Here is a 22,251-nt window from a genome sequence, read left to right as displayed (position 1 = left end):
TTGTCTCGATCGGCAATTGCCAACAACGGACAGTCTACGCGCGGGGCACCGTGGATAGTGCAGCCACTTCCTCTCAACAAACCGCCCCGCCATGACAACCGACCTCTCTCTCCAGACCCGCCGCGAACGCCTCGTGCTGGACCACTTCGCCGACGAAACCCGGCAGGACTTCGACGCCGTGCTCGACACGTTTCCGCACCCGCACTACGAACTGATCGCCAGCGGCGAGGTGCACGATGGCCTGCATGCCGTTCGCAAGTACTACGCCGATACGCGCACCGCTTTTCCCGACCAGCGCCACGAAATCATCAAGCTGCGGCACGCCGCGGATTCGGTCATCGTCGAGTTCTGGCTGCTCGGCACGCATCGCGGCCCGTTGCGCAACCTGCCGGCCACCGGCAACACGTTTCGCTGCCGGATGATTGCGCTGTTCATCTTCGATGGCGACCGGCTGGTTTGCGAGCGCGTCTATTTCGACACGCTGACGATCCTCAAGCAGTTGCTCGTCGGCGTGCCTCCCGCGGCCCTGCCGGCGATCGTCAGCGGGCTGCTGACCGGTCAACCCGCGGCGGCCACGGCATGAGCCTTGCGGCCGCTCCCGGCGACCTGCACGGCCACCATGCCGTCATCACGGGCGGCGCGCAAGGCATCGGGCTGGCGATCGCGCGGCGCTACCTTCGCAGCGGCGCCTCCGTCTCGCTCTGGGACGTATCGGCCAGCAAGCTCGACGAGGCCGTGAACGCGCTCGCCGCGCCGGGGCGCGTGCAGGCGCTGGTGGTCGACGTGCGCGACGAAGCGCAGGTGATGCAGGCCGCGCAGCGCTCGCTCGCGGCGCTGGGCGCCGTCACCGTGCTCGTCAACAACGCCGGTGTGCTCGGCCCCACGGTGAACACCTGGGAGACGACCCCCGCGGACTGGCGCAATGTGCTGGACATCAACCTCACCGGCGCCTACCTGTGCTGCCGCGCGCTGGTGCCGCAGATGCTGGGCATTGCGACGCCCGCGCGGCGCGTCATCAACATCGCATCGGTCGCGGGCAAGGAGGGCAATGCGATGAACGCGGCGTACTCCGCCTCCAAAGCGGGGTTGATCGCCTTGACCAAGTCGCTCGCGAAGGAGCTCGCCACGGCCGGCGTGCTCGTCAACTGCATCACGCCGTCGGCGGCCGACACCGCGGTGTTCGCCGGCATCCCGCCGGAGCACCGCGAGCAGTTGGACAAGATCCTGCTGGCGCGTGTGCCGATGGGCCGTTTTGTCGAAGTCGATGAGGTTGCTGCGATGGCCGCATGGCTCGCCTCTGCCGACTGCTCGTTCAGCACGGGCGCGGTGTTCGACATCACCGGCGGCCGTTCCGTCTACTGACCTCAAGGATTCGCCATGATGCGTGATGCCCCAATCCACGGCCTCGTGCCGATCACCGACTTCGATGGTGCGCGCGATGCCGCCGGGCCGCAGGATCGCCTGCGCGAACTGCGCAAGCGCGGCCGGCAGTTCCGCGAGCGCTTTCTCGAAGAGCCCGCCGTGCGCTACGCGCGCAGCTTCGACCTGCTGCGCATCCCGTACCCGGCCTGGTACTCGTTCACCGGGGTGTATGCCCAGCAACTGCTGAAACCGCACATGGTGCACCTGCTGACGCGCCTGGTGCTGATCCAGTTCGACGACTTCGACGGCCGCCTGCGCCACCTGCTGTTCTCGCCGGCCGACTTCGAGACCGGCAGCGAGACGCCGTACTTCAAGCGCCTCGGCGAGCAGACGCCGAAGTTTCTGCACAGCACGATCGCGCCGATGTATGCGACCGTGCCGCAGGCGCTGCAAAGCGTGGGTGTCGCGCCCGAGTCCATCGACTACATCACGTACGACCACCTGCACACGCAGAACGTGCGACGCTGGCTGGGCGACAAGAGCTCCCCCGGCGTGTTCCCGAATGCGCGGCTGCTGGCGCACCGGCAGGAGCTGGCGAGCGTGCAAAGCCTGCTGCCGATCCAGGCCGACTGGTACTGCCCGCAAGGGCTGGACGGCGTGCCGCCGGAACGCATCGTCGCGTTCGACGGCAGCGTCCAGCTCGGCCGTGGCATCGCGCTGGTGCACACGCCAGGGCATACCGAAGGCAACCACTCGCTGGTTTACCGTGCCGAAGACGGCCTGCGCGTCAGCAGCGAGAACGGCGTTTCCGCAGACAGCTGGGCGCCCGACCGCTCGCGCCACAACGGCATCCGCCGCTATGCCAAGGCGACCGGCGCCGAGGTGATCCTGAACGGCAACACGCAGGAAAGCAGCAACGCGCAGTACCTGTCCATGGTGCTGGAGAAAACCATCGCCGGCGATTCGACGCGCCACGAATTCACCAACGTCGTGCCCTCCAGCGAGTGCTCGCCGCACTGGCTGTTTCCGGGCGCACCGACCAGCCACCTTTGGGGCTGCACTGAATTTGGCACACTCGCGCGCGGCTGACCCACATCCGAGGAGAACAAAACAATGAACACTGCCACCTTTGCCGCAGGCGCAACCGCGCCATCGCTGGCCGAGACCAGCGACGACGCGCTCTTTCGCAAGATCACGTGGCGATTGCTGCCGCTGCTGTTTGCCTGCTACGTGCTGAACTACCTGGACCGCACCAACATCGGCTACGCACAGTTGCAGATGAAGGATCAGCTCAGCTTCAGCGATACCGTCTTCGGCCTCGGTGCCGGCATCTTCTTCATCGGCTATGCGGTGTTCGAGATCCCGAGCAACCTGATGCTCGCGAAGATCGGCGTGCGCGCGACGCTGTTGCGCATCATGGGCCTGTGGGGGCTGACTTCGGCCGCGATGATGTTCGCGACGACGCCAACGCACTTCTACGTGCTGCGTTTCCTGCTCGGCGTGTTCGAGGCCGGTTTTGCGCCGGGCATCCTGTTCTACCTGACGCTCTGGTTCCCAGCTGGGCGCCGCGCCAAGGCCACCGCGCTGTTCTTCATGGGCCCCGCTGCGGCGCCCCTCTTCGCGGGGCCGCTGGCAGGCATCGTGATGACCAGCCTGGACGGGGCATACGGCCTGGCGGGCTGGCAATGGCTGTTCCTGGTCGAAGGCGTGCCGAGCGTGGTGCTGGGCGTGGCCGTGTTCTTCCTGCTCTCGAACACGCCCGCCGACGCGCCCTGGCTGAACGATATCGAGAAGCAGCGCGTGCGCCATCTGCTGGAGCACGATCTTGCGGCGCACGGTTCACACGAGCGGCAGACGATCGCCAGCGCGCTGCGCGACGGGCGCGTCTGGCTGCTCGGCTTCATCTCGTTCCTGGTCATCCTCGGCGTCTACGCAATGGCGTTCTGGCAGCCGACCATGCTCAAGGGCATGGGGCTGACGGTGCTCCAGGTCGGCTTCTATTCGATGGTGCCGGCGCTGGCGGGCATCGCCGCGATGATCATCATCGGCGGCCACTCGGATCGCCAGGGCGAGCGCCGGTGGCATTTCGCCATCACCGCCTGCGTCGGTGCGCTCGGACTTTCGCTGACGACGCTGTTCATGAAGAGCCCCGTGCCCGCCGTGGCCTGCCTCGCACTGGCTGCCATTGGCATTTCGAGCGCGTTCACGATCCTGTGGACGGTGCCGGGAATCCTGCTGTCGAAGAAAGCGGCAGCTGCTGGCATCGCGCTGATCTCGACCATCGGCGGCTGCGCCGGACTGGTCGCACCGTTGGTGGTGGGTGCGATCAAGACCGCTACCGGCGGCTTCACGCTGAGCCTGTATCTGCTCAGCGGCGCACTGGTGCTGGCGGCAGTGCTGATGCTGGTCGGGCTGCGTCTGCACAGCAAGCCCGGTTGAGCTGCCGGAGCCGGACGAGCGCGGCATCGCATGGCGGCGCTGTCGAGGGTCAACCCTAGAAGTGCGCCACCGGAATCCGTCAAAATCCGGAAATGCCAAACATTGCAACCGTCCTGAAAGCCGAGATCTCCCGCGTTGCCCGCAAGGAAGTGCGCACAGAGGTCGAGGCTCTGAAGAAAGCCAGCGCGCAGCACCGCAGCGCCATCGCGACATTGCGTCGCCAGGTCGAGTCCTTGCAAAAGGAACTCAAGCGCGTTGACAAGCGCGCAGCGGCGCCTGCCCCGGCGGCCCGGGAAAGCCAGGCCGATGAGGAGGGCCCACGCCGGCGCTTCAGCGCGGCGCGCCTGGCCGCGCACCGCAGCAAGCTGGGGTGGTCGGCGGCGACGTACGGCAAGCTGGTGGGCATCGGCGGGCAAACCATCTATAACTGGGAGCAGGGCAAGTCCAGGCCCAATGCCTCGCAGGTTCAACAGTTGGCCGTGGTCAAGGAACTTAGCCGCGACGACTTGCTGAAACGACTCGAAGCCAGCGCGGCGGACTAGCGAACCAGCCTGCGGCGCGCCGAGTCATCGGTGGAAGCGCCGTGGCGTGCAGGCGCGGCCGTCGTTCTGAGGCAAGGCGAATTCGTTCAAATTTGAGAACTATTGCCCTATCTTGTTTGCAGCAAGTAATCAATACTTCTGCGCCGGATATCCGAAGCAGTAGAGCGGAATCGCGAGCGACCTCAGGGATTGAAGTTTGGGCGAGTCGCACGCCCAGGGCAGGGCAAAGACCCAGCCTGGCCCATCGCGTCTCCGATGAATTACCGTTTCCCCGCACAGCCCGCAGCGAACCCGCACGCCCGCCAGATCGTTTCCATCGCAATCCTGACCATGTCGGCCGGCCTTTTGCCGAATGCCGCCTTGGCAGCCTGTCCCGGAGTTGCAGGCATCCGACTCCAGGCCAATGCGGGGTCGACCTGCGCTGCCTCAGGCGGCTACACCGGCATCGGCGTGGCGTCGGGCAGGGGCGCCGTCTCTTCGTTGACCGGAGGCGTGGTCAACGCGGCTGCCGCCCTGACGATGCCTCTGGCCCAAAACAGCGTGTTCGGTGCGTCCGCCGCCGGTGCGGGCTCGCAAGTCAACCTGCAAGCTGGCGCTACCATCAGCAGGACTGGCGCGACCACCGGAAACGGGGGGCTTCGTGCGGGCGCTGGTGGTGCCATCACCGTCAACGGCCCGCTGTCGATCACCTTGTCCAACGGGTCGGGCAACCATGGCGTGCTCACGGAAGACAGCGGCACCCTCATCACGCTGAACGGACCCGTCGACATCACCATGGGCAGCGGCACCGCATTTGCTCCAGGGATCCGCGCCCTCACCAGTTCGGCCGTGGTTGCCAATGGCGCTGTAACCATCAACACCGCCGGTGACAACCGGTCGGATGCCATTGCGGCGGCCACTTCGGCCACGATCACATTGAATGGCTCGTTGAATCTCACCACCAGCGGTGTGCAGTCGTCCGCGCTGAAAGTCACCAGCGCGGGCCGCATCGTCTACAGCGGGCCGGCCACGATCAACATCAGCAGCATCAACGGATCCGGGATCCGCGCGGTCACCGGCGGTATCGTGGATGCGAACGCGTCTTCGGCCACGTCGATCAACGTCACCGGCGTCAACGGCCAGGGCATCTCTTCGCGGGACGCCGGTTCCCAGGTGAACCTGGCGGGCAGCACGCTCATCAACGTGAGCGGCGCCACGCAGGCAGACTTCCCGAGCGGCAATCCGGAGTCCTACGCTGCCGGCGTGTTGGCCGACCTGGGCGGCGCCATCACGGCGACCGGCGCGCTTCGGATCAACACCACCGACGCCACGAGCTATGGCGCGCTGCTGGCCGGGAGCAACTCCACCCTCGCGGCGACGGGCGGCGGCACGGTCAACGCAGCCGGCGTCGCACTGGGTTTTCTGGCGGGCGCAGACCAGAACGCTCGCTTTGACGGCTTCGCCATCAGCAACACCTCGGGCGATCTGATTCAGGTCAATGGGGCAACCGGCAACTCTGCGCTCGTGCTGAACAACAGCACGGCCTCGGCCGCCTCGGGCAGCAAGCTGTTGAATGTCACGAACGGCAGCACGTTTGCGCTGACCGCCAATCGCAGCACACTGACCGGCGACATCGTGACGGATGCCGGCAGCGCCGTCAGCCTGAGTCTGCTGAACGCCTCGAGCCTGACGGGCGCCATCGATCCGGTGACCCTGAACATCGATGGCACCAGCCGCTGGACGATGACCGGCGATTCCTCCCTGAGCGGCCTGACCCTTGCCGGCCGCATCGACTTCCAGGCACCCGCTGCGGCATTTGTTCCCAAGACCTTGACCGTCAACGGCAACTGGGTCGGCCAGGGCGGTACGGTGCGGCTCAATACTTCGCTGGGAAATTCCGGCTCGCAGACCGACCGGATCGTCATCAATGGCGGTGCGGTCAGCGGCAACACCCTCCTGCAGATCAACAACGTCGGCGGCCTGGGGGCCCTGACGACCGGCAACGGCATCGAGGTGGTGAGCGCGGGCAGCGGCGCCACCACCACTGCGCAGACCACCAAGGACGGTTTCGCGCTGAGCGGCGGCCATGTCGATGCGGGCGCCTACGAGTACCGCCTGTATGCGGCCGATGCCCAGGGCGCCGGCGAGAACTGGTACTTGCGTTCGGCAACGACCGTCGCGCCGACCATCCCGACCATCCCGACCACCCCCGCCACGCCCACTCCGACCGCGGACACGCCCGCCACGCCGACCCTGCCGCAGCTGAGCGTGCCGACCTACCGTGCCGAAGTCCCGCTCTTCGCGGCGCTGCCGGCGCAACTGCGCCAGGCCGACCTCGGCATGCTGGGCAACCTGAACCGCCGCATCGGCGACGAGGCCGCGACTGCACCCGGCGATGCCGCCGACACCAGCGCGCTGCGCCGCGCCTGGGCCCGCGCCGTCTACAGCGGCCTCGACATCCGCCAGGCCGGCGTCGCCCGCGCGCAAAGTCGCGGCCACGTCAGCGGCCTGCAGGCCGGTACCGACCTGCTGGCCAGCGGCAACTGGCGCGCGGGCGTCTACGTCGGCACCCTGGACGGCAGTGCCGACGTGAGCGGCAACGCGCGCGGCATCACCGCCAAGGTCGGCCACAACGAACTGCAATCGCGCTACCTTGGCGGCTATGCGACCTGGATGGACGCGAGCGGCCTCTATGCCGATGCCGTGGTTCAGGCCGGCAGCCATCGCTACGGCGTGCGGCCCGACAGCAATCCGGGCGCCTCGGGCAAGGCCCGCAGCCTGACGGCGTCGATCGAGGTCGGCCAGTCCTTTGCGCTGGCCGAGGGCTGGCGCATCGAGCCGCAGGCGCAGCTGATTCACCAGCGCACGCGCTTCGACGACGTGCAGATCACCGGCGCGACCGTGCGGCAGGACGCCGACGGCGGCTGGATCGGCCGCCTGGGCGTGCGCATCAAGGGCGACATCGCGACCGGTGCCGGCCGGCTGCAGCCCTACGCGCGCGCGAACCTGTACCGCACGGGCCGCGGCGCCGACGTTGCCGAGTTCATCGGCCCGGCGGCCAGCACGCGCATCGCCAGCGCCAGCGGCTACACCTCGGCCGAACTGGCCGGCGGCTTCACGCTCGCCGTGACGCCCGCCGCCAGCGTCTACGGTGAAGTGGGGCGCCTGTTCAGCACCGGCGGCGATGCCCGCGTGAAGTCCTCGGTGCAGGGCGCCGTCGGCCTCAAGGTGCGGTGGTAGATCTGGCGCGCGCCGTCTTCCGGTGGCTCTCGCCGCGCGGCACGTCCGCACCCGCCGGGGCGCCGCCTGCATTCGCCTGATCGATCCACAGCAGGGCGTCGACGTACGCCATGAACCGGTGCAGGTACTCCGGCGACAGCTCGCGCATCAACGTGAGCGACCGGTGCACGAGCTGGTGCGAGTTGAGCGGGCCGGCATTCTCCGGCAGCTTCGCCAGCGATTGCGTCAGCCGCCGCTCGGCGCTGAGCCGGGACCAGGTGCTTCTGAAATAGCTCAGCGTTTCGACGTCATGGGTCGATGCATGCCGGCCGATGTGGTCGACCAGCTCCGCGAGCGCGCTGCGATCGGGTGGCGTTGGTAGTTTCGCGGTGGCGTCCGCACACGAGTCTGTTGTGCCAAGCTCCTCGCCATACGCCGCCAGCAGGCGGGCCAGCCTGTCGTCGAGGATGCGTCGTGCATCGCCGCGCTGCGCGGCTGCCCGCGTGGCGAGCGCCTCGATGAAACGGAAGCGGACGGGATCGTGGTGATGGTCGCCACGCTCGCGCCAGGCGTCGAGCAGGGCCCCGGCGTCGGTGCTACTCACGGGGCTTCTTCAGGATTGCGTCGGATCGTTTCGGCGTCGGCGCCATTTCCACGCGCCGGTTCTTCGAACGGCCGTCGGCATCGGCATTCGAGGCCACTGCCTGCTCCGCGCCGAAGGCCGCGGCAAAGACCGAGGCCGAGGGCAGGCCTTCCTCGATCAATGCCCGGGTTACCGTCAAGGCCCGCTGGGCGGACAGCTCCCAGTTGTCGGCGAACTGGCGGTTGCCGCCGCGCACCTGCCGGTCGTCGGTGAAGCCGCTCACCATCAGGATCTCGTCACGGGCCTGGAGGTAGGCGGCCAGCGGTGCGGCCAGGCTCTTCAGCAGTTGCCGGCCTTCGGGCTGCAGTTCAGCGGAGTTGAGGGCAAACAGCACGCTGCCGCTGATGCCGATGCGCCCGTTGTTCAGCGTCACCCGGCCCGCTGCCAGCGGTCCCGCGAGGGCCTGCTCGAGCGTCTGGAGGCGCTGCGCCTCCACCTGCCGCTGCTTGACCTCGGCTTCCAGCCGGGTCGCGAGTTCCAGCTGCATGCCCAGCACGCACACCAGAATCAGCACGAAGGCGCCCAGCAGCCCCGACATCAGGTCGCCGAACACGGCCCAGACCGGCACCGACGACTCCATGCCGCCGTCGCCGTGCTCCGTCATCTCGGTCATCACGCTTCGCTGCCCGCGAGTGCCTGCTGGCTGGCGAGCCGCTGCAGGTCCTCGACGATCTGCCTTTGCGACAGCATGCTCAGGTCGACGACTTCCCTGGCCTGCGCCACGTAGTAGGCGAGTTGTTCGTCACTGCGCACCATCGACTTGCCGAGTGCGCCTTCGATGCGCTGCAACTGGGCGCCCAGCTTGTCGTTCGATTGACTGAACAGCTGCACGGCCAGGCCGAAGGCCTCGCCCATGCTCGCCACCTCGACGGCACTGCCGGTGAGCTGTGCGGTGACCTCGGCCATCTTGCCGGCTTCGGCATCGACCCTGTCGGTGAAGCGCGCGCCGACCCGGTCCAGCAGGTCCGCCGATGCGCCGACCAGCGCGTCGATCGCCGTGCGCTGCTCGGTCGATGCATGGTTCACCGCATTGAGCAGTGTCTCCAGCGTGCCGAGGATGCGGCTGCGCTCCTCCAGCATGGCGTTGTCGTGCACCATGCTGTCGGAAAGTTTCTGCCGCAGTTCCGCAATCACTTCGGCCGCGGCACGTGGTGCTTCCGAAGCGGTCTGCATGAGCTGGGCGATTTCGGCGATGGTGCTGCGCGCGTGCGCTTCGGTCTGGGCGGTGATGTCGCTGGCGGTCTGTGCCAGCGTCTTGCAGATTTCCTGCTGCTGGCTCTCGCTGCGCACGCCCGCCTGCTGCCATTCCTGCTGGAGCGACACGGCCATCGCCTCGAGCGCCTGGGTCCAGGCCGCGAGCCGCTGCTCGTCTCGCGACGCGATTCCGGTCTGCAGGTCGGCATGCGCCTGGCTCACGGTGCCCAGCAGGGAGGCCGAGTGCTGCTCGAAGGTCGCCGCTGCCGCCGTCAGGGCGCGCTGCGTGTCACCCGACAGGCTCTCGCTCACGCGCTCATGCTGCGCGAGCGCACTGCGCCAGGAATCCGACACGCGCTCGACCGTGGTTTCCAGGCGGGCAGAGACGCCGTCCACCAGCGATGCCGAGCGTTGCTCGAAAGTCTCGGTGAACTGGTCGAGCGAGCTGCGCAAGTGGCTGGACTGCGCCTCGCTCGCACGCTGGTGCCCGGCGAGCGCGGTCTGCCAGATGTCCGCCACGGTGGTGGTGGTGGCCTCGAAGCGGGTCGACAGTCCGTCGAGTTGCTGCTGCACGCTGTTCTCGACGGTCTTGTGCAACGAAGCCGTCTCGCGCGCGATGCCGGCCATCGTGGCCTCGACAACCGGCTGGATCGTCGCGCCGGCCGCGCGGGCGCTTTCCGTCAGGCTGTCCTTCAGCGATCGGCCGACGGAAGAAGCCAGGCCGGCATACGCGGCCTCGGCCTTGCCGTGGAAGCTGTCCTGGTTGGCGATCAGGCGCTCGTTCAGCGCCTGGCTCTGCCGTTCCATCGCCGCCATCATGGCCTGCAGCCGATCGACCAGCACGGGCATCGCCTCGCCCTGTCGCTGCAGCAGCTTGAAGGACTCCTCGCGCTGATGCGCGAGGGAGAAGACGCGCAAGGTGGTCGCGATCCGCGTGTCGAGCAGCTGCGCGGTCTGCAGGCGGTCGCGCCGGCACAGGGCGGAGATCAGGCCGAGCATCGCGGACGCAGCCACGCCCGCGAGCGAGGTGCCGAACGCCAGCCCCAGGCCCTTGACCGGGGCGGCCAGGGACGAGCGGATGGCCAGCAGATCCGATGCGCTCTCCAGCGCCGTGCCGGTGCCGTTCAGCGTGACCACCATGCCAACGAAGGTGCCGAGCATGCCCAGCAGCACCAGCAGGCCGGTCAGGTAGGGCGTCAGGGCCGGGCCGGGCAGGCCGACGCGCTCACCCTCGATGCGCAGGCGCACCGCGTTGCGCAAGGAGGGATGCAGCTGGTCGAGCCATTGGCCCAGGTTCGCCGGCGGCTCGGGCATGTCTGTCACGGCGCGCGCCAGGGTGGCGGTGGCATCGTGAAAGCGGTGCAGCTCCAGCGCGCCCATCAGGTAGAACGCGCCGACCAGCAGCGTGATCATCAGCGCCAGAGGGTTGGAGCCGATGTAGCCGGCGCCGACCCAGCCGATGGCGGCAAGGCCGATGAAGAAGGCGGTGTAGTGAAGAGATCGGGTCATGGCAGTCTGGTTAGCGGGCAGCAAGGGCTTCGAGCAGCCCTTCGACCGGTTGCAATCGGATGTCCAGCTCGGCGAGCAACACGCTTTGCATGTCCTGGCCGAACACGTCCAGCCACGCTCTGGGCTGGACTTCAGGGTTGTCTGGCGCGTCCGGCGCCGGGTCGGCCGGGCGCAGGCGCTTGAAATGCTTTTCGAGCAGGGCGGGCACGGTGGCCAGCAGGCGGTGCTCGTGCGCGCCCAGCACCTGCTCCATGACGGCATCCACCGCGGCCAGCCGGGCCATCGCCGGCGATCGGGCCGCCAGCGTCTCCCGCAGACGGCCGCGCAGCGCGCCGATGCTCGTCGCCATCGCCTGTTGCCGCGCAAGGTAGCGCTGGCGCCAGGGCGAGAAGCCGGTGGTTGTGTCCGTGTCCATGGCGGCGCCGCGCATGTCTTCGGCGATGGCGCTCGCCGCCGCGCTGCGCACGCGCGCGCACTGGGCTCGTTCGGCGCTGGCGTCAGCCGCCGCGCCCGATCGCGCCGCCGCCGAACTGCCGCTCAACGCCGCGGACAGCGAAATCGCGTCCGTCCAGCCAAGCCATTGGCTCAGTCGATCAGCGAACGCTTGTTTGGATTCGGGGGCCTCGGTGTCGGCCAGTCGAGCGAGCAAGCGAACGAGCGTCGAACCGGTAACCCCAGTACGCCGTGACACTTGCACCATACCGCCCAGAGCGAAAAACCTAGCAGTCTACACGCCCCACCCCACAAGAGAAAAGCCGCCCAAGGGCGGCCTTTCTGTTCGTGAGACACCGCGGAACCGGCTTCGCCGGGCCGCAGGTGTCGCCCCCGGCAGGGGGTAGGCGAAGCGACACGAAGTGCGCGCAGCCTGGGGGCGAGCTAGTCCTCCACAAACGCCTCTTCGCGCTTCGCCTTGATCGACGGCAGCAGCACGATGCCCAGCAGCAGCACGGCGGCCACCAGCAGGCCGGCCGAGAGCGGCCGCGTGACGAACACGCTCCAGGTGCCGCGCGACAGCAGCAGCGCGCGGCGCAGGTTCTCTTCCATCATCGGCCCGAGGATGAAGCCCAGCAGCAGCGGCGCCGGCTCGGTCTTGAGCTTGAGGAAAAGGTAGCCGATGAAGCCGAAGGCCGCGACCATCCAGATGTCGAAGGTGTTGTTGTTGGTGGAGTACACGCCAATCGCGCAGAACAGCACGATCGCCGGAAACAGGAACTTGTAGGGCACCGTCAGCAGCTTGATCCACATGCCGATCAGCGGCAGATTCAGGATGATCAGCATTGCGTTGCCGATCCACATCGAAGCGATCAGGCCCCAGAACAGCTCCGGGTTGCTGGTCATCACCTGCGGGCCGGGCTGGATGTTGTGGATGGTCATGGCACCCACCATCAGCGCCATCACGGCGTTGGGCGGAATACCGAGCGTCAGCAGCGGAATGAACGAGGTCTGCGCCCCGGCATTGTTGGCCGATTCCGGCGACGCGACGCCGCGGATGTTGCCCTTGCCGAACGGCACTTCGCCTGGCTGCATCTTGATCTTCTTTTCCAGGGCATAGGCCGCGAAAGCCGCCAGCAATGCACCGCCGCCGGGCAGGATGCCGAGCGCCGAGCCCAGCGTGGTGCCGCGCAGCACGGCCGGCGCCATGCGCTTGAAGTCGTCCTTGGTCGGCCACAGGCCCGTGACGTTGGCGGTGAACACCTCGCGCTCGTCGTCGGGCTGCGAGAGATTGCCGATGATTTCGCCATAGCCGAACACGCCCATCGCAATCACGACGAAGCCGATGCCGTCGGTGAGTTCCGGGACGTCGAAGCTGAAGCGTGCCACGCCCGAATTCACGTCAGTGCCGACGATGCCGAGCAGCAGGCCCAGCACGATCATGGCGACTGCCTTGAGCAGCGAGCCCGAAGCCAGCACCACGGCGCCGATCAGGCCCAGGATCATCAGCGAGAAATACTCGGCCGGACCGAACTTGAAGGCCAGCTCGGTCAGCGGCGGCGCGAACGCAGCCAGGATCAGGGTGCCGACGCAGCCGGCAAAGAACGAGCCCAGGCCGGCCGCCGCGAGGGCGGGCCCCGCGCGCCCCTGGCGCGCCATCTGGTAGCCGTCGATGCAGGTCACCACCGAGGACGACTCCCCGGGCAGGTTGACCAGGATGGCGGTGGTGGAGCCGCCGTACTGCGCGCCGTAGTAGATGCCGGCCAGCATGATCAGCGCCGACACGGGCGGCAGCGCATAGGTGGCGGGCAGCAGCATCGCGATGGTCGCGACCGGGCCGATGCCCGGCAGCACGCCGATCAGCGTGCCCAGGATGCAGCCGACCAGGCAGTACAGCAGGTTGGTGAAGGTGAACGCGACACCGAAACCGATCGAGAGGTTGTGAATCAGATCCATGGTGCAGGTCTCCTCAGCCCGAAATGAAAGTGGGCCAGACCTGGATCTGGAGTTTGAGCGCCCAGATGAACGCGATGTAGCTGCCAATTGCCAGGATGGTCGACAGCACCAGCACGTCGCGCAGCTTGAAATGCTGGCCGGCCAGGCTCGAGATGATGGTGAGCGCGTAGATCGCGATGATCATCCCCATGGCCGGAACACCGATGCTCGGCAGGCCGCCGAGCAGCACGCCGAATGCCAGGTTGGCCGCGATCACGAAGAACAGCGGCTTCCAGGCCCATTTGCCGATCGGTTCGCCGTCGGCGGTTTCGACCGTCAGCGCCTGGAACATGATGATGGCGCCGAGCGCCGCCAGGATGATGCCGAGCATCAGCGGGAAATAGCCGGGCCCCATGCGGGCGCCGTCGCCGACGTTGTAGGTGGTGGCGCCGATGGCGAAGGCGCCCCCGACACTGGCGAACATGACTCCTGAAAAGAAGTCGGTCTGACTCTTGATACGCATGGCTTGGATGTCCCCGAAATAGTCAGGGGAGCATCGTTTCCGCTGCCTGACTGTCGGCTGACCAAGGTCGTACGCACTAACGCGTAGCGCCGCTTCGGCGCTATCAATTCAATAGCAGAAACGCAGCGCTACAGCCACTGCCCGCTGCTTGGCATCCGGATCTCGGTTTCGGGCGGACCGCCGACGAAGAAGCCGCCGATCACGATGCTGAGGATCGAGATGAACAGGCTCGCGAACAGCGCCGTCCAGAAGCCCGACACCTTGAAGCCGCGCACCAGCGCCGCCACCAGCAGGATCATCAGCGCGTTGATGACCAGCAGGAAGAGCCCGAACGTGATCAGCGTGAGCGGCAGCGTCAGCACGATCAGCAGCGGCTTCACCACCGCGTTGGCCAGGCCCAGCAACAGCGCCGAGATCACGAGCGACCAGGTGCTCGAGAACGAGAGCCCGCGAAACAGCAGGCTCGCGATCCAGAGCGACACCGCGGTGATGGCCCAGTGCAGCAGGAACGGCGTGAGGTTGGCCATCATGGTGCGATTCCCAGCATCTTGCGGTTGGCGGCCGTGTCGGCGCCACCACCCGCGAAGTCGTCGAAAGCGCGGTCGGCCACGCGGATGATGTGATCGGCAATGAACAGGGCGCCTTCGCGCGCACCGTCTTCCGGGTGCTTGATGCAGCACTCCCACTCCAGCACGGCCCAGCCCGGAAAGTCATAGGCGGCCATCTTCGAGAAGATCGCGCCGAAATCGACCTGCCCATCACCGAGCGAGCGGAAGCGCCCGGCGCGGTTGAGCCAGGTCTGGAAGCCGCCGTACACGCCCTGCTTGCCGGTCGGGTTGAACTCGGCGTCCTTCACATGAAAGATCTTGATGCGCTCGTGGTAGTGGTCGATGTAGGCCAGGTAGTCGAGCTGCTGCAGCACGAAGTGGCTCGGGTCGTAGAGCAGGCAGGCGCGCTTGTGGCCGCCGACGCGTTCCAGGAACATCTCGTAGGTGACACCGTCGTGAAGGTCCTCGCCCGGGTGGATCTCGTAGCAGACGTCGACGCCGGCTGCGTCGAAGGCGTCGAGGATCGGCCGCCAGCGGCGTGCGAGCTCGTCGAAGGCCTCTTCGATCAGGCCCGGCGGGCGCGGTGGCCAGGAGTAAAGATAGGGCCAGGCCAGTGCGCCCGAGAAGGTCGCATGCGCCGTCAGGCCCAGGTTGGCCGAAGCCTTCGCGGCCAGGTGCAATTGTTCGACCGCCCATTGCTGCCGTTTGACCGGATCGTTGCGCACTTCGGCCGCGGCAAAGCCGTCGAAGCCCGCGTCGTAGGCCGGATGCACCGCCACCAACTGGCCCTGCAGGTGCGTGGAGAGTTCGGTGATCGAGAGCCCATGCGCGGCCAGCGTGCCCTGCACCTCGTCGCAGTAGGTCTTGCTTTCGGCGGCCTTCTTCAGGTCGAAGATGCGGGCATCCCAGCTCGGGATCTGAACGCCCTTGTAGCCGAGGCCGGCCGCCCAGCCGGCGATGGCGTCGAGCGAGTTGAACGGTGCGGCGTCACCCGTGAACTGGGCCAGAAAGATGGCCGGGCCCTTGATCGTCTTCATGCGGTGTCTGTCCTTGGCTGAGTCAACAGCCGGCAGGCTACCAGCCCAGCTGCTTCGCTGCCAGTTCCTTCATGATCTCCTCGGCGCCACCGCCGATCATCATCACCTTGACCTCGCGGTAGATGCGCTCGCTAACGGTGCCGCGCATGAAGCCCATGCCGCCGAGGATCTGCACCGCCGCGTCGGCACAGAACTGCATGGTTTGCGTGGCGTGGTTCTTCAGCAGGCAGATCGCAGCCACCCATTCGGGCGCGTTCGCGCTGCCCTGCGCTTCGAGCGCATCGCCCTGCGCGGCAACGGCGTCGACCCACGCTTCGGTCGATGCGATGCGCATCTGCATGTCGGCCAGCTTGTGGCGGATCGCCTGGTGGTCGAGCAGCGATGCTCCGAAGGTCTTGCGCGCACGCGCCCAGGCCAGCGCCTCGTCGAGGCAGGCCTGCGCGAAGCCGAGCGCGCCGGCCGCCAGCGCCAGCCGCTCGCCGTTGAAGTTGGCCATGATCATGCGGAAACCCGCGCCTTCGGCGCCGAGCAGGTAGCGCGCTGGCACGCGCACGTTGTCGAAGTGCAGTGTGGCGGTGTCGGAGCAGAGCCAACCCATCTTGGCAAGGCGTGTGCGCGAGAGGCCTGCCGCATCGCCCGGCACCAGCAGCATCGAGATGCCGGCCGCGCCGCGCGATTCACCGGTGCGCACCGCCACGCTGATCCAGTCGGCGCGCACGCCGGAGGTGATGAAGGTCTTCTCGCCGTTGACGACGTAGTGGTCGCCTTCGGCATCCGTGGCACGCCGTGCCGTGGTGCGCAGCGCCGCCACGTCGGAGCCGCCGCCCGGTTCGGTGATCGCCAGCGCTGCGATCTTCTCGCCGCGCAGCACGGGCGGAATCACCTCGTGGCACACGGCTTCGCTCGCATGCAGCAGCACCAACGGCAAGCCGATGTTGTGCGAGAACAGGCTGGCCAGCACGCCGCCGCTGGCGCCATGGCGCGCGATGGCGACGGTCATTGCCATCTTCAGCGCATGGGTCGCCGGCGTGCCGCCGAGCGACTCGGGGTAGCCGAGGCCGAGCAGCCCGAGACCAGCGGCCTGCGTGTACAGCGCGCGCGGAAACTCGCCTGCCTCGTCCCACGCCGTCACATGCGGCGCGATCTCGGCTGCGGCAAAACGCCGCACCGTGTCGGCCAGCGCCGTGCGGTCGGCCTGCAGTGCGTCGTTCATGGCCGCGGTGGCCGCTTCGCAATGCCCATGGTCTTGGCCAGGATGCCCAGCATCACCTCGTCGGCGCCGCCGCCGATCGAGCCGAGCCGGCCGTCGCGGTACAGGCGCGACACGCGGTTCTCCCAGGTAAAGCCCATGCCGCCCCAGAACTGCAGGCAGGTGTCGGCCACGACGCGCGTGAGGCGGCCGCACTTGAGCTTGGCCATCGAGGCCAGTTCGGTCACGTCGGTGCCCTGCACATGCAGTTCGCAGGCGCGGTAGGTGAGGGCGCGCAGTGCTTCCACTTCGGTCTTGAGCTCGGCCAGCTTGAACTGCACCCATTGCTGGTCGGCCAGCGTGCCGCCGAACAGCTTGCGCTGCTGCGCCCATTCGATGGTGTCGGCGATGCAGGCGTCCATCGGCTCGAGCGAACTCGCGGCGCACCAGAGGCGCTCTTCCTGGAACTGCTGCATCTGGTAGACGAAGCCCTGGCCTTCCTCGCCGATGCGAAAACGCTGCGGCACGCGCACGTTGTCGAAGTAGATGAGGCCGGTGTCACTCGAATGCATGCCGATCTTGCGGATCTTCTGTGCTTTCTCGATGCCGGGTGAATCCATCGGCACCATCACCAGCGACTTGTTGCGGTGCACGGGCCCGTCGCTGGTGTTGACCAGCATGCACATCCAGTCGGCCTGCAGGCTGTTGGTGATCCACATCTTCTGGCCGCTGATCAGGTAGTCGTCGCCGTCCTTGCGCGCTTGGCTCTTGAGGCCGGCCACGTCGCTGCCGGCGCCGGGCTCGCTCACGCCGATGCAGCCGACCGTCTCGCCCGCGATGGCAGGCGCCAGGAACTCGCGCCGCAGTTCGTCGCTGCCGAAGCGCGCCAACGCCGGGGTGCACATGTCGGTCTGGACCCCGATGGCCATGGGCACGCCGCCGCAGTTCACGTGGCCGACCGCTTCGGCCAGCGCCATCGCATACGAGTAGTCGAGCCCGGCGCCGCCGTAGGCCTCGGGCTTGTTCAGGCCGAGCAGGCCGAGCGCGCCCATGCGCTTGAACACCTGGTGCGCGGGAAAGGCCTCGGCCGCTTCCCATTCGTCGACATGCGGGTTGATCTCCTCGTCGATGAAGCGGCGCATCGTCTTCTGGATCTCGAGGTGTTCGTGGGTGTATTGCATGGCCGTTTCCGTCAATCGTTCGGTTCGTCTTCGCGCTCGGCGAACACACGCGGCGTGGCCGCGCGATGGAAGCCGTCGCAGGGGCGCACGGCGGCGCGCTGCTGTGCGGCGGCGTCGGGCAGGGCCATCGGCCAGCCGATGCGCGCTTGCGGCCGCGCGCCGTCCACGCGCAGCACGCTGCCGCTGATGAAGCTGGCGCCCGGGCCCAGCAGAAAGACTACTGCGGCCGAGGTTTCGGCCTCGTTGCCGAAGCGCCCGGCCGGCACGGTGTGGCGCATGGCGCGCAGCATGTCGCCCGCTTCGGGCGGGTAATGGTCCATGCCGCTCGATGCGATGTAGCCCGGCGCCACCGCGTTCACGCGCACGCCGCTGGCCGCCCATTCGAGCGCTGCGGTTTCGGTGAAGCTCACCATGCCGGCGCGTGCGGCGCCGCTGTGCCCCATGCCTGGCATCGAGCCCCACATGTCGGCCACGATGTTGACGATGGCGCCGCCGCCCGACTGCATCGCCTGCACGAAGCACTCGCGCGCCACCAGGAAGCCGCCGGTCAGGTTGGTGTGGATCACCGCCTCCCAGCCCTTGGCCGAGATCGCGGCCAAGGGCGTGATGTACTGGCCGCCAGCGTTGTTGACCAGCGCGTCGATGCGGCCATGCGTCGCGACAACCGAGGCAATGGCGGCACGCACGGCCGCCTCGTCGCGGATGTCGCACACCTCGAAGCTGGCCTGGCCGCCGTCGTCGCGGATCTCGCCGGCCGTGCGCTCGAGCTTCTCGCGATTGCGCCCGACCAGCACCACCTGTGCGCCGAGCGACGCGAGTTCATGGGCGATGCAGCGGCCGATGCCGGAGCCGCCACCCGTGACCACGGCCACCTGGCCGGCGAACAGGCCGGGTGCGAACACCGAGCGATAGCGTTGCATCATGTTTTGACACCTTCACCGATTTCAGCCAGCAACTGGCGCGCGGCGACCTGTGCACCGGCCGCCACATGCAGCGCCGCGACGCGGCCGGCCCGCGGTGCTGCATGCACATGTTCCATCTTCATCGCCTCCAGCGTCACGAGGGGTTGCCCGGCCGCGACGGTGTCGCCTTCGGCCACGAGCAGCGCGACGACGCGGCCGGTCATCGCGGCGCGCAGGCTGCCGTCGCTGGCGGTGGCGCCGGCGCGCGCCACGGGCGCGAGGCTCAGGTCGACCGCCTCGTGGGCGCCATCATCGGCGTGCAGCAGCAGGCGCTGGCCCTCGCGCACGAACACGGCGCGGCCCCGCAGGCCGTCGCACACATAGTGCACCGTGTTGCCGTTGTGTGCGACAAGTTCGATCTGTGCCGGCGGGGCGTCATCGCAGTGCACGCGCCAGCGCGCGTTGCCCAGTGCCGTCACCTGCGCGCCGTGCAACTGGCCGTCGAGCGCAAAGCGCTGCGATGTCGGCAGGCGGCTTGCCAGCGGCGAGTGCGCGCCGAGCTGCAGCAGCCAGGCGGCCAACAGGGCCGATTGCATGTGCGCCGCGGGGTCCGGTGCGTGCAATGTCTCGCCCTCCGCACCGATGAATGCGGTCGTGGCTGCGCCGCTGGCGAACACCGGATGCGCCAGGCAGCGCTGCAGAAACTGCTGGTTGGTCGGCAGCCCCAGCGCGACCGTGTCGGCCAGGCCCGCGAGCAGGCGGCGCCGCGCCTCCTCGCGCGTGCGGCCGGCGCCAACCAGCTTGGCGATCATCGAGTCGTAGAAGGGCGGCACCATGGCGCCGCTGCGCAAACCATGCTCCACGCGCAGCGCGGGCGAGGGACGCCACAGCACCAGCGTGCCGCTCTGCGGCATGAAATCCTGCGTCGGGTCTTCCGCGCACAGCCGCACTTCGATCGCATGGCCCTCGATGCGCACCTGCTCCTGCGTCAACGGCAGGGGTTCGCCGGCTGCAATGCGCAGTTGCAGCTCGACCAGGTCGAGCCCCGTCACGGCCTCGGTCACCGGGTGCTCGACCTGCAGCCGCGTGTTCATTTCCATGAACCAGTAGTGGCCCGCGCCATCGAGCAGAAACTCCAGCGTGCCTGCGCCTTCGTAGCCGACCGCTAGCGTCGCCGCCACCGCGTCGCGCCCCATGCGTTCGCGCAGCGCGGGCGAGACGGCGGGCGAGGGCGCTTCCTCGATGATCTTCTGGTGCCGGCGCTGCACCGAGCAGTCGCGCTCGCCGAGGTGGATCGCGTGGCCGTGCCGGTCGGCCAGCACCTGGATCTCGATGTGGCGCGGCTCGACGATGGCGCGCTCCAGCAGCACCTCATCGTCGCCGAATGCGCTCATCGCTTCGGAGCGCGCGCTGCGCAGCAACCCGGTGAACTGCGCGGGCCCGTCCACCAGTCGCATGCCGCGGCCGCCACCGCCGGCCGTGGCCTTGATCATCAAGGGGTAGCCGACGCGATCGGCCTCCGCGGCGAGCCGCGCATCGCTCTGGTCGGCGCCCGCGTAGCCGGGCACCACGGGCACGCCGGCCGCGTGCATCAACTGCTTGGCGCCGGCCTTGTGGGACATCGCGCGCATCGCGTCGGGCGAGGGGCCGACGAACACCAGGCCGGCCGCGCGGCAGGCGGTCGCGAACGCCGGGTTCTCGGCCAGGAAGCCGTAGCCCGGATGCACCGCATCGGCACCGCTGCGTTGTGCCGCCGCGATGATCGCCGGGATGTTCAGGTAGCTCTGTGCCGGCAGCGCCGCGCCGATCGGCACGGCCTCGTCGGCGGCGCGCACGTGTTCGGCATCGGCATCGGCGCTGGAATACACGGCGACCGTGCGCAGGCCCATGGCGCGGGCGCTGCGGATCACGCGCATCGCGATCTCGCCGCGGTTGGCGACGAGCAGCTTGCGGAAAGGCGTGCTTTTCACGGCCGTGCGACACCAAATTGCATGGCCTGCGGCGTGCGCGCATCGGCCTCGCGGCAGATCGCGAACACCTCGGCCAGCACGGCGCGCGTGTCGCGCGGGTCGATCACGCCGTCATCGAGCAGCAGCGCGCTGGTGGAGAACACGCTCATCTGGCCTTCGAAGCGCTCGACGATCTTCTGCTGGATCGCGTCGAGCTTGCCCTGGTCGACGGCGCCCTGGCGCGCCATCGCGGCCTCGGCCACGATCGCCATCGTCTTCGCAGCCTGCTCGCCGCCCATCACCGCGGTGACGGCGTTGGGCCACGAAAAGCAGAAGCGCGGTGCGAAGCCGCGGCCGCACATGCCGTAGTTGCCGGCACCGAACGACGCGCCGCAATGCAGGGTGACCTGCGGCACGCTCGCGTTGGTCACGGCCTGGATCATCTTGGCGCCGTGCTTGATGATGCCGCCCTCTTCGTGCGCAACACCGACCATGTAGCCCGTGATGTTGTGCAGGTAGAGCAGCGGCGTGCGGCTCTGGCAGCAGGCCTGGATGAAGTGCGTGGCCTTGGTCGCGCCGGCCGCATCGATCGGGCCGTTGTTGGTAATGATGCCGACCGGCCAGCCTTCGAGTCGTGCATGGCCGCACACGGTGGCCGGGCCGTAGTCGGGGCTGAAGGCCAGGAAGTCCGAGTCGTCCACCAGCCGCGCGATCACCTCGCGCATGTCGACCGGGCGTTTCCAGTCGGCCGGCATCACGCCCATCAGCTCTTCGGCGGCATGGCGCGGCGGCTTGAAGTCGCGCGCGGAACGCGATGCGGGCCAGTCGATGTTCGCCAGGATCTCGCGCGCGATGCGGATCGCGTCGCGGTCGTCCTCGGCCAGGTAGTCGCCCAGGCCCGATACCGAGGTGTGCATCACGGCGCCACCGAGCGCTTCTTCGCTCGCCACCTCGCCGGTCGCGGCCTTGAGCAGCGGTGGCCCGGCCAGGAAGGCACGTGTGCGGTCACGCACCATCACGATGTAGTCCGACAAACCCGTCTGGTAGGCGCCGCCCGCGGTCGACGAACCGTGCGTGACGGTGATCACCGGCAGGCCCGCAGCCGAGAGCCGCGCGAGATTGCGAAAGATGTTGCCGCCGCGCACGAAGTCCTGCACGCGGTAGGCCATGAGATTGGCCCCGGCGCTCTCGACCAGCTGCACATACGGCAGCTTGTTTTCGAGCGCGAGCTCCTGCACGCGCAACTGCTTGTCGAGCCCCATCGGCTGCAGCGCGCCTGCATCGATGCCGGAGTCGGATGCGCTCACCATGCAGCGGATGCCCGAGACGAAGCCGATACCCGCGATCACGCCCGCGCCGGGCACGCTGCGGCTCAGGTCGGGCTGGTCGTGGCCGAGGCCGGCGAGCGAGGCGATCGGCAGGAAAGGCGAGCCGGGATCGAGCAGCAGCGCCACGCGCTCGCGCGGCAGCAACTGGTTGCGCTTGGCAAAGCGCGGCGCCGAGGCTTGCGAAGCCGCGACCGCGCGCTGCTCGTGCGCGCGCAACTGGCCGAGCAGCGCGTGCATCGCCGTGCTGTGGGACTGGAAGGCTTCGCTGTCCGGCTGCAGCCGGGATTCGATGACGGGCATGACCCGGCCACTCTAGGCCGCGTCATGGGTTCGGGCTTGC

Annotated in this window: 19 protein-coding genes; 6 read left to right on the top strand and 13 right to left on the bottom strand. The window is 68.1% G+C overall.

Annotated features, from left to right (window positions below; all coding sequences use genetic code 11):
* The first annotated feature begins 91 nt into the window (after nucleotides 1–91).
* The 6 genes from QTI05_RS06160 to QTI05_RS06135 all read left to right on the top strand — a co-directional run bounded on the left by QTI05_RS06160 (nucleotide 92) and on the right by QTI05_RS06135 (nucleotide 7,562).
* Nucleotides 92–583 carry an ester cyclase gene (locus QTI05_RS06160; protein WP_286545391.1) on the top strand — a complete coding sequence of 164 codons (492 nt, stop codon included), beginning with the start codon at nucleotides 92–94 and terminating at the stop codon, nucleotides 581–583.
* Nucleotides 580–1,362, top strand: a complete 783-nt coding sequence (locus QTI05_RS06155) for an SDR family NAD(P)-dependent oxidoreductase (protein ID WP_286623430.1) — start codon at nucleotides 580–582, stop codon at nucleotides 1,360–1,362. The genes QTI05_RS06160 and QTI05_RS06155 overlap by 4 nt, the downstream gene beginning before the upstream one ends.
* A 15-nt stretch (nucleotides 1,363–1,377) precedes the next feature.
* On the top strand, nucleotides 1,378–2,451 hold the full coding sequence (locus QTI05_RS06150) for an MBL fold metallo-hydrolase (protein WP_286623429.1): 1,074 nt from the start codon (nucleotides 1,378–1,380) through the stop codon (nucleotides 2,449–2,451).
* Between the two features lie 24 nt (nucleotides 2,452–2,475).
* On the top strand, nucleotides 2,476–3,801 hold the full coding sequence (locus tag QTI05_RS06145) for an MFS transporter (protein ID WP_286623427.1): 1,326 nt from the start codon (nucleotides 2,476–2,478) through the stop codon (nucleotides 3,799–3,801).
* 92 nt (nucleotides 3,802–3,893) lie between these two features.
* Entirely contained in the window at nucleotides 3,894–4,343 is a 450-nt protein-coding gene (locus QTI05_RS06140) for a helix-turn-helix domain-containing protein (RefSeq protein ID WP_286623425.1), read from the top strand.
* A gap of 255 nt (nucleotides 4,344–4,598) precedes the next feature.
* Nucleotides 4,599–7,562 carry an autotransporter family protein gene (locus QTI05_RS06135; protein ID WP_286657791.1) on the top strand — a complete coding sequence of 988 codons (2,964 nt, stop codon included), beginning with the start codon at nucleotides 4,599–4,601 and terminating at the stop codon, nucleotides 7,560–7,562.
* On the opposite strand, the gene QTI05_RS06130 is transcribed toward QTI05_RS06135, so the two are convergent.
* From QTI05_RS06130 to QTI05_RS06070, 13 genes are all read right to left on the bottom strand, one after another.
* Nucleotides 7,546–8,145, bottom strand: coding sequence for a DUF2894 domain-containing protein (locus QTI05_RS06130; protein WP_286623422.1), 600 nt, complete (start codon nucleotides 8,143–8,145; stop codon nucleotides 7,546–7,548). The genes QTI05_RS06135 and QTI05_RS06130 overlap by 17 nt on opposite strands.
* Nucleotides 8,138–8,788 carry an OmpA family protein gene (locus QTI05_RS06125; RefSeq protein ID WP_286624624.1) on the bottom strand — a complete coding sequence of 217 codons (651 nt, stop codon included), beginning with the start codon at nucleotides 8,786–8,788 and terminating at the stop codon, nucleotides 8,138–8,140. Before QTI05_RS06125 ends, QTI05_RS06130 begins: the two co-directional genes overlap by 8 nt.
* Nucleotides 8,789–8,796: 8 nt before the next feature.
* Nucleotides 8,797–10,887: a DUF802 domain-containing protein gene (locus tag QTI05_RS06120; protein WP_286623420.1), complete on the bottom strand. Its 2,091-nt coding sequence runs from the start codon at nucleotides 10,885–10,887 to the stop codon at nucleotides 8,797–8,799.
* Between the two features lie 10 nt (nucleotides 10,888–10,897).
* Nucleotides 10,898–11,587: a DUF3348 domain-containing protein gene (locus tag QTI05_RS06115; protein ID WP_286545383.1), complete on the bottom strand. Its 690-nt coding sequence runs from the start codon at nucleotides 11,585–11,587 to the stop codon at nucleotides 10,898–10,900.
* Between the two features lie 176 nt (nucleotides 11,588–11,763).
* A complete protein-coding gene (locus tag QTI05_RS06110) occupies nucleotides 11,764–13,275 on the bottom strand; it encodes a tripartite tricarboxylate transporter permease (protein WP_286545382.1) in 1,512 nt (503 codons plus the stop codon).
* Nucleotides 13,276–13,288: 13 nt separating this feature from the next.
* Nucleotides 13,289–13,777: a tripartite tricarboxylate transporter TctB family protein gene (locus QTI05_RS06105; protein WP_286545381.1), complete on the bottom strand. Its 489-nt coding sequence runs from the start codon at nucleotides 13,775–13,777 to the stop codon at nucleotides 13,289–13,291.
* 128 nt (nucleotides 13,778–13,905) lie between these two features.
* Complete coding sequence (locus QTI05_RS06100) at nucleotides 13,906–14,307, bottom strand: phage holin family protein (protein ID WP_286623419.1); 402 nt, start codon at nucleotides 14,305–14,307, stop codon at nucleotides 13,906–13,908.
* On the bottom strand, nucleotides 14,304–15,362 hold the full coding sequence (locus QTI05_RS06095; RefSeq protein WP_286623418.1) for a sugar phosphate isomerase/epimerase family protein: 1,059 nt from the start codon (nucleotides 15,360–15,362) through the stop codon (nucleotides 14,304–14,306). The genes QTI05_RS06100 and QTI05_RS06095 overlap by 4 nt, the downstream gene beginning before the upstream one ends.
* Nucleotides 15,363–15,399: 37 nt before the next feature.
* Nucleotides 15,400–16,575 carry an acyl-CoA dehydrogenase family protein gene (locus QTI05_RS06090; RefSeq protein WP_286623417.1) on the bottom strand — a complete coding sequence of 392 codons (1,176 nt, stop codon included), beginning with the start codon at nucleotides 16,573–16,575 and terminating at the stop codon, nucleotides 15,400–15,402.
* On the bottom strand, nucleotides 16,572–17,732 hold the full coding sequence (locus QTI05_RS06085) for an acyl-CoA dehydrogenase family protein (protein WP_286623415.1): 1,161 nt from the start codon (nucleotides 17,730–17,732) through the stop codon (nucleotides 16,572–16,574). The genes QTI05_RS06090 and QTI05_RS06085 overlap by 4 nt, the downstream gene beginning before the upstream one ends.
* Before the next feature lie 11 nt (nucleotides 17,733–17,743).
* On the bottom strand, nucleotides 17,744–18,655 hold the full coding sequence (locus QTI05_RS06080; RefSeq protein ID WP_286657790.1) for an SDR family oxidoreductase: 912 nt from the start codon (nucleotides 18,653–18,655) through the stop codon (nucleotides 17,744–17,746).
* Nucleotides 18,652–20,604 carry an acetyl/propionyl/methylcrotonyl-CoA carboxylase subunit alpha gene (locus tag QTI05_RS06075; protein ID WP_286623412.1) on the bottom strand — a complete coding sequence of 651 codons (1,953 nt, stop codon included), beginning with the start codon at nucleotides 20,602–20,604 and terminating at the stop codon, nucleotides 18,652–18,654. Before QTI05_RS06075 ends, QTI05_RS06080 begins: the two co-directional genes overlap by 4 nt.
* Nucleotides 20,601–22,211 (bottom strand): acyl-CoA carboxylase subunit beta, encoded by a 1,611-nt coding sequence (locus QTI05_RS06070; RefSeq protein WP_286623411.1) that lies wholly within the window; start codon nucleotides 22,209–22,211, stop codon nucleotides 20,601–20,603. Before QTI05_RS06070 ends, QTI05_RS06075 begins: the two co-directional genes overlap by 4 nt.
* Nucleotides 22,212–22,251: the final 40 nt, after the last annotated feature.

Origin of the sequence: Variovorax fucosicus (genome assembly GCF_030316825.1) — a bacterium.
Taxonomy (GTDB): Bacteria; Pseudomonadota; Gammaproteobacteria; order Burkholderiales; family Burkholderiaceae_C; genus Variovorax; species Variovorax fucosicus.
This window is presented reverse-complemented; position numbering and strand designations above follow the sequence as displayed.

Excerpts from the sequence above, each read along its gene's own strand:
- QTI05_RS06160 (WP_286545391.1), top strand. The coding sequence starts at position 92 with ATGACAACCGACCTCTCTCTCCAGACCCGCCGCGAACGCCTCGTGCTG.
- QTI05_RS06110 (WP_286545382.1), bottom strand. The coding sequence starts at position 13,275 with ATGGATCTGATTCACAACCTCTCGATCGGTTTCGGTGTCGCGTTCACC.
- QTI05_RS06115 (WP_286545383.1), bottom strand. The coding sequence starts at position 11,587 with ATGGTGCAAGTGTCACGGCGTACTGGGGTTACCGGTTCGACGCTCGTT.
- QTI05_RS06070 (WP_286623411.1), bottom strand. The coding sequence starts at position 22,211 with ATGCCCGTCATCGAATCCCGGCTGCAGCCGGACAGCGAAGCCTTCCAG.
- QTI05_RS06105 (WP_286545381.1), bottom strand. The coding sequence starts at position 13,777 with ATGCGTATCAAGAGTCAGACCGACTTCTTTTCAGGAGTCATGTTCGCC.
- QTI05_RS06100 (WP_286623419.1), bottom strand. The coding sequence starts at position 14,307 with ATGATGGCCAACCTCACGCCGTTCCTGCTGCACTGGGCCATCACCGCG.
- QTI05_RS06135 (WP_286657791.1), top strand. The coding sequence starts at position 4,599 with ATGAATTACCGTTTCCCCGCACAGCCCGCAGCGAACCCGCACGCCCGC.
- QTI05_RS06140 (WP_286623425.1), top strand. The coding sequence starts at position 3,894 with ATGCCAAACATTGCAACCGTCCTGAAAGCCGAGATCTCCCGCGTTGCC.
- QTI05_RS06145 (WP_286623427.1), top strand. The coding sequence starts at position 2,476 with ATGAACACTGCCACCTTTGCCGCAGGCGCAACCGCGCCATCGCTGGCC.
- QTI05_RS06085 (WP_286623415.1), bottom strand. The coding sequence starts at position 17,732 with ATGCAATACACCCACGAACACCTCGAGATCCAGAAGACGATGCGCCGC.
- QTI05_RS06090 (WP_286623417.1), bottom strand. The coding sequence starts at position 16,575 with ATGAACGACGCACTGCAGGCCGACCGCACGGCGCTGGCCGACACGGTG.
- QTI05_RS06080 (WP_286657790.1), bottom strand. The coding sequence starts at position 18,655 with ATGATGCAACGCTATCGCTCGGTGTTCGCACCCGGCCTGTTCGCCGGC.
- QTI05_RS06095 (WP_286623418.1), bottom strand. The coding sequence starts at position 15,362 with ATGAAGACGATCAAGGGCCCGGCCATCTTTCTGGCCCAGTTCACGGGT.
- QTI05_RS06125 (WP_286624624.1), bottom strand. The coding sequence starts at position 8,788 with ATGACGGAGCACGGCGACGGCGGCATGGAGTCGTCGGTGCCGGTCTGG.
- QTI05_RS06155 (WP_286623430.1), top strand. The coding sequence starts at position 580 with ATGAGCCTTGCGGCCGCTCCCGGCGACCTGCACGGCCACCATGCCGTC.
- QTI05_RS06120 (WP_286623420.1), bottom strand. The coding sequence starts at position 10,887 with ATGACCCGATCTCTTCACTACACCGCCTTCTTCATCGGCCTTGCCGCC.
- QTI05_RS06150 (WP_286623429.1), top strand. The coding sequence starts at position 1,378 with ATGATGCGTGATGCCCCAATCCACGGCCTCGTGCCGATCACCGACTTC.